We start from the raw sequence: 13,154 nt of genomic DNA, 5'->3' as shown, positions 1-13,154 counted from the left end.
ACGCGAAAGAATGGATGCAAGGACGATGAAACGCCTGAATGACGATCTTACCGTATCGCCCCAGATGCCGATTGAGGCACTGGATCACATTGCCCAAGCCGGTTTTAAGACGATCATTTGCAACCGGCCGGACAATGAAGATCCCGGCCAGCCACCGTTTAGTGCGGTCAAGGCGCGTGCCGAGGAACTTGGCCTTACGGCGGTGTTTCAACCCGTGATGAGTGGCAATGTGCAGGATGGCGATGCCGATGCCTTTGCCAAGGCGTTAAACGAAGCCCCCAAACCGGTGTTTGCCTATTGCCGGACCGGAACGCGCTGCACGATTTTGTGGTCGCTTGCCAATGCCGGGAAGATGCCGGTCGAGGATATTGTCAAAACGGCTGCGGATGCGGGGTATGACATGTCTGGTCTGGTACCGCGGATCGCCGCACGGAGCTGATAATTCAGCGGTGCAGCCATTGGCGGAAACGGGCCGACGTGATTTGTGGCCTTGATGGCCCGGAGTGCCGAATGTGAAACGGTTGCACCGTTATTTTCCGATCCTTGACTGGGGACGGACCTATAACCGACACGACGCCGCCAACGATATGACGGCGGCGGTGATCGTGACGGTAATGTTGATCCCGCAAAGTCTGGCTTATGCGATGCTGGCGGGATTGCCACCCGAAGTCGGGCTTTATGCTTCTATCCTGCCATTGATTGCCTATGCGGTGTTTGGCACGTCCCGTGCCCTGGCCGTCGGGCCGGTTGCGGTCATTTCATTGATGACGGCATCGACCATTGGGGCGGCACAATTGCCCGAGGGCGTTAATGCCTTAATGGCGGCGGTGACATTGGCGGTGATGTCGGGTTTGATGTTGCTGGCGATGGGGATTTTCCGTTTGGGATTTCTGGCCAGCTTTTTGAGCCATCCGGTCATATCAGGTTTCATTACCGCATCGGGCATCCTGATTGCGTTGGGGCAGCTGCGCCATATTCTGGGCCTTCAGATCCCGTCGGGAAATGCGGTGCAGACCGCGATTGCGATTGTGCGATCCGTTGCAGACAGCAACCTTTCGACGGTTTTGATCGGGATTGGCAGCCTGATTTTCCTGTTTTGGGTGCGGATGTCGATGGGGTCGCTTCTGGTGCGGTTGGGGATGGCCAGGGTTTGGGCGTCGTTCTTGACCAAGGCGGGGCCGGTTCTGGTGGTGATCGTCACAACATGGCTGGTCTGGCAGTTTGATCTGGCGGCGGTGGGCGTGCGGATTGTTGGCGATGTTCCGGTCGGGTTTCCCGGGCTGTCGATCCCATCCTTTGACCCGGAACTTGTCGTGCAATTTTTGGTGCCGGCATTGCTGATCAGCGTGATCGGATTTGTTGAATCGGTTTCGGTTGCCCAGACATTGGCGGCCAAGCGCCGCCAGCGCATTGTTCCCGATCAGGAATTGATTGCCCTTGGCGCATCGAACATCGCCGCCGGTTTTTCGGGCGGATATCCGGTGACGGGCGGGTTTGCCCGGTCGGTGGTGAATTTCGATGCCGGGGCGCAAACACCCGCCGCCGGTTTGATAACCGCGATTGCGATTGGGGCGGCGACATTTTTCTTAACGCCGCTTTTGTATTTTCTGCCGCATGCGACATTGGCCGCAACCATCATTGTCGCGGTATTAAGCCTTGTGGATATTGCGGCGATCCGGCGGGTCTGGGTTTATTCGAAACGCGATTTCAGCGCGATGATGGCGACCATTGCCGTAACGCTTTTGTTTGGTGTCGAGCCGGGGGTGATCAGCGGTGTGCTGCTGTCGATCATTTTGCATCTGCATCACACCAGCCGCCCGCATATTGCGGTGGTCGGTCTGGTGCCTGGAACCGAACATTTTCGCAATATCCATCGTCATCAGGTTTTGACCGGCACGCGGGTTTTGACGGTGCGCCCCGATGAAAGTCTTTATTTTGCCAATAGCCGTTATCTGGAAGACCGGATTTATGATCTGGTGGCGAAGAATCCGGGTTTGGCGCATGTGATTTTGATGTGTCCGGCGATTAATGAAATTGACGCCAGCGGTCTTGAAAGCCTTGAGGATATCAATCTGCGTCTGCGCGATGCCGGGGTTAAATTCCATCTATCTGAGGTCAAGGGACCGGTGATGGACCGGTTGGCGCGCACCGCGTTTTTATCGCATCTGAGCGGGCAGGTGTTTTTATCCCAATATGCCGCGATTGCCGCCCTTGACCCAATGATCATCAACCCGGATCAGGATGGCGACGGCATCGCGACCGTAGAGGCAGGATAGCGTTTTTGCGTGACACATCTGCCAAAATTGCACTTTTAGTTTCGAGAGATTAGAACGATATGGTCACGGCGCGCGACAATGGCGCGCATGCCATGTGTTTGAAGGTGCCGTTTTGAGCGACTTATCACTTCGTATGGCGGTCGAGGGCGATCTGGATGCCCTTTGTGCCATCGAAAACCAATCTTTTGCCATCGACCGTCTGTCACGCCGCGCGTTCAAGCGTTTCCTTGGTATCGATACCGCGCGTCTGTGCGTTGCCGAGAAGGGCGGGGTGGTGATTGGCTATGCGCTGGTGATTTTCAGGTCCAACGTTGCGATGGCGCGGCTTTATTCCATGGCGGTGCTGGCCGAACATCGTGGGCTGGGTATTGGCCGCGCACTTTTGAACCGGGCCGAGGAGCTGAGCCTTGATTTCGGCGCGCCGATCCTGCGTCTTGAAGTCAATCTGGATAACGATACGGCGATCCGTCTGTTCAAATCGGCGGGTTACCGCGAATTTGCGCTTTATCCCGATTATTATCCCGACCATTCCGACGCGTTGCGTATGGAACGGGTTCTGGTGCCGCAATCATTGCGTCGGCCATCGCCGATCCATTTTTATCATCAGACATTGCCGTTTACCTGTGGTCCGGCGGCGTTGATGATGGCGATGAATGCGCTTGATCCCGATATTGAAATGGATCGCAATCAGGAGATTGCGCTTTGGCGCGAGGCGACGACGATTTTCATGACGTCGGGGCATGGCGGGTGCGGGCCGCTTGGTCTTGGACTGGCGGCGCATCGGCGCGGATTTGATGTCGAGGTTTTAAGCAGCCGAGACGGGCCGCTTTTCGTCGATACCGTGCGCAAACCCAAAAACCGCGAGGTCGTGGAGCTGGTGCATTATGATTTCGCCCGTCAGGCGCGCGAAGCCGGTATTCCGGTGACCACCGGGCCGTTTAGCATTGCGGAAATCGAGGAACGGTCAAAACAGGGCAAGATCGCGCTTGTTCTGATCAGCCAGTATCGGATTTACGGCGATAAAATCCCGCATTGGGTCGTGGTTTCGGGATTTGATGACCGGTATGTCTATGTCACCGATCCTGATATTGGCGAGGATCACGAACCGTTTAGTGGCAGCGATTGCGTATCGACGCCGATCCTGCGCAACGAGTTTGACCTTATGGCGCGCTATGGCCGGGACAAGCTTCAGGCGGCAGTCTTCATCGAAAAAAGGGCCGGATAAACCGACCCTTTGTTTGTCATTTCGAGTGTCCGAAGACCTTCAGGGGCGTGCGATCTTGCCCAGAAGATGGGCGATGATGCGGCGATACAAATCCATACCCAGAACGACATCCTCGACCCCGCCATCGATACTGGGGTTGTCATTGACCTCGATCACCATCGGGCCATGCGGCGTTTCCTTCATATCGACACCATAAAGCCCATCGCCCATCAGGCGGGCTGCTGCAAGGGCGGTTGAAACAATATCGGCCGGGGCATCTTCAACCGCGACGGTTTCAAAACCGCCTTGTTCAAACGATTTGCCGTCATCTTCGTGTTTGACGATCTGCCAATGGCCCGGCGCCATGAAATAGCGGCTGGCAAAAAGCGGCTCACCCCCCAGAACGCCGATGCGCCAGTCAAAGGTGGTTTCGACATATTCCTGAATGACGAGAAGTTCGGAATTTTTGAACATTTCGGTTGCGACTTCGGCCAGATGTTCGGGCGATTTCACCTTGCGCACCCCGCGCGAGAAACAGCCATCGGGCACCTTCAGGACCGAGGGGAAGCTGAACAGCTTGCCGATTTCGGCAATGCGGCGCTTGTCGAAAATCATGCTGCGCGGGGCCGGGATGCGATGGGTGCGCAGCAATTCGGCAAGATAGACCTTGTTGGTGCAGCGCAGGATCGAGTCCGGATCGTCAATCACCGGAATGCCTTCCTTTCGCGCGCGCTTGGCAAAACGATAGGTGTGATGATCAAGGGCGGTGGTTTCGCGGATCAGCAGCGCATCAAATTCCGACAGATGGTGGAAATCCTTGGCGGTGATCAGTTCGGCCTTCGCACCAAGGTCGGCTGCGGCCTGAACGAACAGGGCCAATGCGTCATTATCGGATGGCGGCAGAACCGCTTCGGGATCATGAAGGATTGCCACCAGCGCACTTGGCGGATTGCCGCCAGATGCCGGTTTGCGCACGCGACCGCGCAGATAGGCACGAATGGCACTTTCAAAGGCGGGCAGGTCTTCGGCATCCAGTTGGCTTAGGGCTGGGGCTTCGATTTCGCGCAGGATTTTCTTATCCGACGGGTTCAGATGCAGGCGCAGGATCGGGCAGCGGAACTGATCGAAGGCGCGTTGCGCGATATCGCGGAAACGCTTATCGACGGTGCGGCCGAAAAAGACGTCAATTCTGGTCGGGTGATCGCCGGGTTTGGTCAGTGCTTCGACGATTTGCGAGCTCATTTCCGCGCGGGCGGTTTTTTGCAGCCGTTTCCAGTTCAGATCCAGAAGCACGTCGGCTTCGGGGATCACGCGTTCGCTGCGTGCGGCGGCAAGCAGGCTGCAATAATAGCCGCGTGACAGATATTCATAGGACTGACACAGGTTGATCACACGCCGGTTGCGGACCCCGTGGTCAAGCGCAAGATATTCGCGCACCCGCATGATGCGCGCACCGGGCACCTGAAACGGCAGATCCTTGAGGCGGTCCACAAGGATCAAGGGGGCACCGGTTGCAACCGCAGGGGACCGTTCGGTCGGAATATCATAAAGATCATGTTGCAGGCGAATGCCATCGGCCCCGTCTTCATAATAACCGGGCAGATCGGCAATCTGTTGATAGCCATGGCGATCATAAAGATTGCGGGCATTGCTGTTTTCAACACGGACTTCAAGGCGGATACGCACACATCCGGCATCAATCGCCAGGTTTTCAAGCCCGGCCAGAAGTTGGGTGCCAAGGCCCTTGCCGCGCCACTTATCGGAAATTGCCAGCGAATAAATGCGCGCAGTTGTCGTATTGGCGCGCAGCAAAAGCAGGCCATAACCGACAATATCGGGTGTTCCGCTTTCGCCGGCATCGGCGACCAGAAGACGGGCGGAAGATTGGCGCAGGAAGCGCGAAAAGCCCGATCGTGAAATCGCGTCGCTTGTGAAGCTGCCGCTTTCAAGAGCGCAAAGGCCATCCAGATCGGATCGGGTCGCCGTACGGATGATAACGGGCAGGGAGGAATTTGATGTCGCGTTGGAGTTCACTTAGGGGCCTCCGGCTTTTGGGTGGCAATGGCAAAAAAATAGCCTTCAACTTCGAGTAAGCCGGGCACATTTTTATGACAAGTGCGTTTAACGATCACAGCCATGCCATTATTTCATGCTTTCTGAGCCTTGGCGTCTTCGACCAGTGTATAGAATGAAAAGATGGCAGGCGCTTGGCAAGTGCCTTAAAACAATAAATGGATCGGCTTGCGCGACGAATGCAGCCGACCGTTGCATAAGTCTATCGGGACCGAGTGAAAATATTGGGGACGTCTTTGGTGAACAGGGGTAAACGCTACAGCCGCAAATCCAGACTGCGTGGCATTGGTGTTCTGTCTGTTCTGCTGATGGGGTCAGCCGTTTCGGGATGTTCAGGGGATGGTGTCTTATCCGAATTTAGGTTCGGTAAGGACAGCGATAGTGCAGCACAGGATGTGTTGGGTGTCCAGATCCCCTATCAGGTCAAGATAGAAGGTATTGATCCGCAGGAGGAAAGGCTGATCAATGCGTTGCGCGAAGTCAGCACATCGATCCGGTTGCAATCGCGTCCCACGCCATCACTTGCCGGGCTTGAACGCCGGGCGGAGGATGATGTGGAGCGGTTCGAGACCATTTTGCGGGCCTTCGGGTTTTATGACGGGCAGGTCGCGTTCAATATCCGCAAGGCCGAACCCGATGATCCGAACATATCGGACGACGAAAATGGCGGCGATGGCGATGACGTTGTCAGCGCGACAAGCGAGCCGGCTGCTGGCGCACCGGCAGGAGGGGAACAACCTGATCCGGTCGATCTGATTTATCAGGTCGACGTCAAGCAGCCCTATCTTCTGTCTGAAGTGAAATTTTCAATTGTCCGTCCGGACCATACGACCAAACGCGAGGCCACGGATGAGGAGCTTGAGCGGTCGAATTTGCACCTTGGACAGCGTGCAGCCGCAGATCCGATTATTCTGGCCGAACAATATGCCGTCGATATCATGCGTGATCGAGGTTATCCATTGGTGGAAGCGGGCAAGCGAACCGTGATTGCAAATACCACCGAAAAGACCATTTCGGTGACCTATGAACTGATTACCGGTGCGCAAGCCAATTTTGGCAAGGTCAATGTCAAAGGGGCTGAAAGTGTTGATGAGGATTTCATCGCCGGTTATCGCAGTTGGAAACCAGGGCAGAAATATTCCCCCGAAGAAGTCAAAACGACGCGCCGCGATCTGGCGCAATCGAATCTGTTTGACAGCGTGATCGTCAAACCGGTCGGGCCGGTTGCCGAAAATGGTGAAATCCCCATCGAGATCGAAGTGCACGAACGCAAACATCGCACGATTGGTGGCGGGGTTGATTTTTCAACTGCCGACGGGCCGGGGGCGAATGCGTTCTGGGAAAACCGCAATCTGTTCGGGGCGGGAGAACGGCTTAGACTTGGTATCGAAGGGTCGGGGCAAAGCCAGGGCCTTGAAGCTGCATTCCGCAAGCCGCAGTTTCTTAAGCGGCGTCAGGCGCTGGTCGCGGATGCTTCGGCCAAGAGTTACAGCACGGATGCCTATGACGGCGAACTTGTCGAAAGCTTTGTCGGTATTGAACGCAAGTTTGGCGATTACTGGTCGGTTACGCTTGGCCCAACGGCGGAATATTCCGACCTGACGGGGGCAGATTCGCCCAATGAGCAATTCTATCTTGGCGGTTTGCGGGGTGTTTTGCGGCGCGACAGCACCGATAATCCGCTTGATCCGACCGAGGGCAACCGGCTTGAATTCAACCTATCGCCCTATACCAGTCTGAGCGGCCCGAGCGCGCAATTCACATCCGTTTCATTGAACGGGTCGCAATATTATGCCTTTGACGAAGAAGGCGATTATGTCATCGCGGGGCGGGGGCGTGCCGGGATGATCATCGGCGAAGACAGATCGGACCTTCCGGCCAACAAACGGTTTTATTCCGGTGGCGGCGGATCGGTGCGCGGTTACGAATATCAGAAAGTCGGGCCGATTGATGATGATGGTGATCCGCTTGGCGGGCGTTCGGTGCTTGAGGCCGGGATCGAATTTCGGGCGCGTCTGACGGAAAGCTTTGGCATCGTGCCATTCATCGAAGGCGGCAACGTGTTTGAGGCAAGTGACCCCGAAGACCTTGATCTGCTTTGGGCGGCAGGGCTTGGTTTTCGTTATTACACGGCGGTCGGTCCGCTTCGTTTTGATGTCGCCGTGCCACTTGATAAGCGTGACAATGTTGACGACGATTTCCAGATTTATCTTAGCCTTGGACAAGCATTTTGACGTCGCCTGAAAATCCGAAACCATCGAGAGCCACCAAACGCGGAAAGGTCGCCAAATGGGTGCGGCGTGGCACGATTGCGTTCATATGCCTTTTGCTGACCGTGATCCTGATTGTCGGTATTGCGGGGACCGGGCCGGTATTGCGTGCGCTAACGCCGTGGTTAAACACTACGGTTGCAAAGGCGATAGAAGGCGATTTCGAACTGGGCCGGATCGAGGGCAGCCTTTGGACGGGGCTTTCGCTGGATCGCTTGTCGTTATCGATGCCGTCATCCGGCTTGGCCGTGGATGTCAGTCAGTTCGGGTTTGACTGGTCCCCGCTCGCCCTTTTGGGTGGGACGCTTCGGATCAATCGCGTTGAAAGTACCGCGATTGATGTGGTCTTGCCCGATATGTCGGGAACCGAAGACGCCGCCGAGGAAGAAAAAAACGCGTCGGGCGGTTTTGCGCCGCCATTGGCCATCGAGCTTGGCAAACTGGCGCTTGGCAATGTGCGTATTTCCGATCCGACCAGCGGCAAAAGCTTTGAATATGGTCTAAGCGCCAGTGCGGCAATTCGCGAAAACCTTGAAGCGGCCTTGTCACTTGATCTGCAACCGCTTGATGACAGCATTGACCGGCTGCGTGTCGAGCTTGATCTTGATGCTGATGCGCAGCGATTGAAGGCCGATATCGAAGGCGAGCTTGATCGTGCAGGCTTGGTCATGACCCTTGCCGGGTTGGCACCCGAAGATGCGCCAAATATCACGATCAGCCTGAAGGGGGATGGCCCTGCGACAGGCTGGAAAGGGCGGATTGAACTTGCGGCAAGTGACCTTGTGACGCTTGGCGGTGATTTGGGCTTGCGGCTTGATGACAGCCGGATCGGGTTTGACCTTGATGGTGTTCTGGCAACGCAGGGTGAACTTGCAGCACAGCTTCCCGAACCGTTGCAGGGTGATCTTGATTTGGGGATTGGCGGGCAGTTTGATGCCGATGCCAATATCCTTTCGGTCACGCGCGGCGACATTGCAAAATCCGGTCTTGCGATGATTGGCGCGACGGCGGAAATCGATTTTGATGAGAGTACTCTTCTGGCCGATCTGCACGGGGATATTGATCCGGCGACATCGGGCCTGATCGAGGATGCCGCGACATGGGGCGGGCTTGATGTGGTCGCACATGCCCAAGGGCCGCTTGAATTGCCTGATGTGACGGTGATGCTGCGTGGGGACAAGGTCGTAACGCCGGTATCAACCATCGCGACGCTGGCACTTGATGCCGATCTGCGTGGTGACGGGGACGGGTTTTCTGTTCAAAGCCGGATCGATGTTTCGGGCAATGACTGGCAGGATGCCGATCTTGGTGCGATGCTGGGCAATGCGCAGCAGGTTGCCCTTGATGCGGCAATCGCACCGGATTTCAGCAAGTTTGCGCTTGGCAAAATCAATATCACAACGCCGGGCATTTCGGTTAACGGCAATACCGATATCAATGACGTGATGGCGGTGACGGATGGCGAACTGATTGCCGATGTCGCAGACCTTTCGATCTTTGCGCCGATTTCGGGGCTTGATCTGCGCGGGACGGGGCAGGTTGCGATACGCGATCTGACATGGTCGGTTGAGCAGGGTGGTACGGCCAATATTGCAATCAAGGCCGATCAGGCCGGGTTTGGCATTGCCGATCTTGATCGCATTGTCGGGGCGACGCCGACCATCGATGGCAAGCTTGTGGTTAGTGATGCATTTGATCTGTCGATCACGCTGGATCAGATTGCCGCGGCGATGGTTTCCGGCCCGGCGCAGATCGATATTTCAAATGAATTCAGTGATTTGTCGGTCAAATCTGAACTCTCGGTTCAGCCCGGCGTGGTGCCACCTGATATCGGTGTTTCCATCGCCCCGGCGACGGTTGCGATCAATCTTGATGGGGATATCGCGGCACCGGTCGGGACCATCAAACTTTCAACGCCATCGGTTTTGGCCGGTGGGCAGAAGTTTGAAAAAATCGCTCTTGTGAGCGAAATGCGCTGGTCCGATCAGGCGGTATTGTCGCTGATCAACAAGGCCGGGTTTGCATTGATGGGGCGCAATTACGATCTGACGGCCGATGTGGTTTTGCCCGCGGATGGGTTGCGGGTTGATAACATTGCCCTGAGCGGCGAGCGACTTGAACTTGTTGGTAGCTTGATGTTGCCAGATTATGTGGTGCCGATGCGTGGCAAGCTTTCGGTGCGTAAACTCGATGCCGCGATGCTGTCGGATTTCGGGGTACCGATGACAAATGGTACGCTAACCGCCGATGTGGCGTTTGTGCCGAAATCGGGCCAGCAGCAGATTGACGTGAATGCGAACATCAAAGGCATTCGGCTTGCCGCCGAAGAAGGAGCCGAACAGCCCGCGATCAAGGATGTTGTTCTGGCCGGTTCGATCCTGAACGCATTTGAAGAGCCCGGTTTCGATCTGAAACTGAATGGTCGCGATATTCGTTTTGCGCCGCTTGCGATTAATGAGTTGCAGACCGAGATTTCCGGCGATCTTTCGGCCATTGGAATTGCGACGAATGCCAATGGTCAGCTTCGCAACACTATCCCGATTAAACTCGATAGCATCGTCGAACTTGGGCTTTCGGATGGCATCAATGTTCGTGCCGATCAGCTTGATATCAATATCGGCAGCCAGAACATCGCACTTCGTGAACCATTGCTGTTTAGCCAAACCGACACGGGGCAGCAGAAACTTGATGTGGCATTGAATGTCGGCGCGGGGCAGGTGATTGCCAAGCTTGATCTGACGCCAAAGAAAAGCTTTGCGGCCAAGGCGCAGATTTCCGAGCTGGTACTAGGCCCGTGGGGAGAGATGTTTGGCCTGAGCGGGCTGGACGGCACAATGAATATCACCGCGGAGATGTCGGAACGTGCCGGGGAACTGCCGGTAGCGACCGTTTCGGGCGGGATTGGCAAGATCACAACCGTCGCGGTCAAGGACCTGAAGCCATTTGAAATGGTGCTTGATCTGGCGTTGCGTGACGGTCAGTTCGATGGCAATGCGACACTTGGCAATGATGAGGCCCAGATTGTAGAGGCGCGCGGTACCGTGCCGCTTGGTATTTCCATACTCAAACAGGATTACACCCTTGATCCGGTTGCTCCGATTGATGCGCTGGTCAAGGTTGATGGCGAAATCGCGCAATTCTGGCCTTATGTCCCAGCCCCAGATCATGTCATGTCTGGCAATCTCAAACTTGATGTGGTCGCCAAGGGTACACTTGATGCGCTTGACTGGAATGGCAATATCGCCCTTTCGGGTGGGGCGTATGAGCATCTGGAATATGGCACGCTGTTAAAGCAGATCAAGATCAATGGCGATTTTGATCAGAACGGTTTGCGGGTTTCGGAAATCTCGGCAACCGATGGCGGCAATGGCCGGATTAGCGGGGCCGCCGAGGTGGTGTTGGATGGCGATCCGCTTGTCAGCTACAAGGCGGAGCTTAAGGTTGATAACGCAGCGCTGTCGCGTAAGGATGAACTACAATTCTGGGCTGATGTGACGGCATCTGTTACCGGAACCGAACAGACTGCTGATATCCAAAGCAATGTGACGCTGCGCCGTGGCGAAGTCGACCTGACCCTTGCGCTGCCAGTGTCGGTCTCGACGCTTGATGTCGAGAATATCGAAGATTCCAGGCAGCGTGAGGAAGAAGAGGAAAAGAAAAACGCCGCATCGGGTTTTGTCGGCAATCTTGACGTGACGGTTGATATTCCGGGGCGTTTGTTTGTGCGCGGGCGGGGGCTTGATTCCGAATGGGGTGGCAAGCTTGATATCAGCGGGACAACCGCAGAGCCGATCATTGTCGGGCAATTGCAGGCGCTTCGCGGGCAGCTTGATATCATTGGCAAGACATTCGTGATCAAGGATTCCAAGATCACGTTTTCAGGGGCAACGCCGCCCGATCCGTTACTCGATATCGCAGGGGTTTATACTACTGATGATCTGACCGTAACCGCCGGTTTCCAGGGACCGGCAAGCGACCCGGAACTGGTTTTGACATCCAATCCGTCCCTGCCGGAAGATGAAATCCTGTCGCAGGTCCTGTTTGGCAAGTCCCAAGGCAGCCTGAGCGCGATTGAGGCGGTCCAGCTTGCCAGTGCGGTGAACGAGCTTTCGGGTGGTGGCGGTGGCCTTGATATTGTTGGGTCGATCCGCCGCTTTATCGGGGCGGATGTTTTGCAGGTGGGCGGCGGCGAAGACGGCCCGAACGTCAAGGTGGGCAAATACCTGACGGACGGGGTCTATGTCGGGACCAAGACCGGAACGACCCCGGGGTCAAGCGGGGTCGAGGTTGAGATTGAATTGACACCAAATATCAGTGTCACCAGTGAAACCACCGAAATCGACAGCAAGGCCGGTGTTCAGTTCCGGCTGGATTACTGATCGAGTTTGATGTCGCTGATATCAACAAGCGCGCCGCGCCGTGAAATCACGCGGCCAGCAACCTTTTGCGCAACCGCAATCGCGGCAGGCACGTCACGCCAGGCATTGCGGGCGGCAAGGTATGATCCGTTAAACGAATCCCCGGCCGATGTCGTATCGATGATATCGGTGACCTTGGGCGGTGTTACGGTGCCGGTTTCACCATCCCTGATCGAATAAAAGGTTGGTTCGCCGCCGCATTTTACAACAACCTCAGTCGCGCCAAGCGAATGCCAGCGTTCAGCGGTGGCAGCAGGCGTGACATCACCAAATAGCGCACTGTCATCGTCAAATGTCGGCAGAACCGTGTGGCAATGGGGTGCAACCGCCAGATAGGTTGTCATTGCAATGTCCTGATCGGACCAAAGGCGCGGGCGATGATTGGTGTCAAAGCAGACCTTGCCGCCCTGTTTGGCGAAGTTTGCAGCGATATCGATCAGGGTTTTACGGTCAGTGTCCGAGAGGATCGCAAGCGTGATCCCCGAAAGATAAAGGCAGTCAAACCCGCGAAGCGCATCGCGCAACACGGCATCGTGGCCGCCCTGAAGCATCTGTTTGGCTGCGGCATCATTGCGCCAGTAGGAAAAACTGCGTTCGCCGGTTTCATCGGTCTGAATGGCATAAAGACCGGGCAGGGCGCCATCGATCCGGCGGACCAGTGATGTGTCGATATTGTCGTGCTGCCACGCGGCAATCATCGCATCGCTATAGGGGTCGGTCCCCAATGCCGTGATGAAGGAAACATCTGTATCAGGCGCTGCAAGCAGGCGGCTGGTGCGTGCCATATAGGTCGCACCATTTAGCGTATCCCCGGCAAAGCCAAGGTTCGCCGCGCCAAAAATGCTGCCGGGGGATGTTCCGGCAAGCTCGATCATGCATTCGCCGATAAAGGCAGTACGGGTCATTGGGGCCT

General features: G+C 56.0%; 7 protein-coding genes. 5 read left to right on the top strand and 2 right to left on the bottom strand.

The window, feature by feature from the left end:
- The first annotated feature begins 25 nt into the window (after positions 1 to 25).
- From ABIE64_RS20410 to ABIE64_RS20400, 3 genes are all read left to right on the top strand, one after another.
- Positions 26 to 439 (top strand): protein tyrosine phosphatase family protein, encoded by a 414-nt coding sequence (locus tag ABIE64_RS20410; RefSeq protein ID WP_354378430.1) that lies wholly within the window; start codon positions 26 to 28, stop codon positions 437 to 439.
- A 73-nt stretch (positions 440 to 512) separates the two neighbouring features.
- Entirely contained in the window at positions 513 to 2,276 is a 1,764-nt protein-coding gene (locus ABIE64_RS20405; RefSeq protein ID WP_354378429.1) for a SulP family inorganic anion transporter, read from the top strand.
- 112 nt (positions 2,277 to 2,388) lie between these two features.
- Positions 2,389 to 3,501 carry a peptidase C39 family protein gene (locus ABIE64_RS20400; protein WP_247643547.1) on the top strand — a complete coding sequence of 371 codons (1,113 nt, stop codon included), beginning with the start codon at positions 2,389 to 2,391 and terminating at the stop codon, positions 3,499 to 3,501.
- A gap of 39 nt (positions 3,502 to 3,540) precedes the next feature.
- On the opposite strand, the gene ABIE64_RS20395 is transcribed toward ABIE64_RS20400, so the two are convergent.
- Positions 3,541 to 5,514 (bottom strand): GNAT family N-acetyltransferase, encoded by a 1,974-nt coding sequence (locus ABIE64_RS20395; protein WP_354378428.1) that lies wholly within the window; start codon positions 5,512 to 5,514, stop codon positions 3,541 to 3,543.
- A 278-nt stretch (positions 5,515 to 5,792) separates the two neighbouring features.
- Here ABIE64_RS20395 and ABIE64_RS20390 point away from each other — a divergent pair, with 278 nt between their 5' ends.
- Positions 5,793 to 7,787: an autotransporter assembly complex protein TamA gene (locus ABIE64_RS20390; protein WP_354378427.1), complete on the top strand. Its 1,995-nt coding sequence runs from the start codon at positions 5,793 to 5,795 to the stop codon at positions 7,785 to 7,787.
- Positions 7,784 to 12,202 (top strand): translocation/assembly module TamB domain-containing protein, encoded by a 4,419-nt coding sequence (locus tag ABIE64_RS20385; RefSeq protein WP_354378426.1) that lies wholly within the window; start codon positions 7,784 to 7,786, stop codon positions 12,200 to 12,202. Before ABIE64_RS20390 ends, ABIE64_RS20385 begins: the two co-directional genes overlap by 4 nt.
- Here the strand turns inward: ABIE64_RS20385 and ABIE64_RS20380 are convergent.
- Positions 12,196 to 13,146 carry a sugar kinase gene (locus ABIE64_RS20380; protein ID WP_354378425.1) on the bottom strand — a complete coding sequence of 317 codons (951 nt, stop codon included), beginning with the start codon at positions 13,144 to 13,146 and terminating at the stop codon, positions 12,196 to 12,198. The two genes, ABIE64_RS20385 and ABIE64_RS20380, sit on opposite strands and share 7 nt — an antisense overlap.
- Positions 13,147 to 13,154: the final 8 nt, after the last annotated feature.

This window comes from Thalassospira sp. MBR-102, from assembly GCF_040549275.1.
GTDB classification, from domain to species: Bacteria; Pseudomonadota; Alphaproteobacteria; order Rhodospirillales; family Thalassospiraceae; genus Thalassospira; species Thalassospira xiamenensis.
Note: the sequence above shows the minus strand (reverse complement) of the source record. Positions and strands in the feature narration are given on the sequence as shown.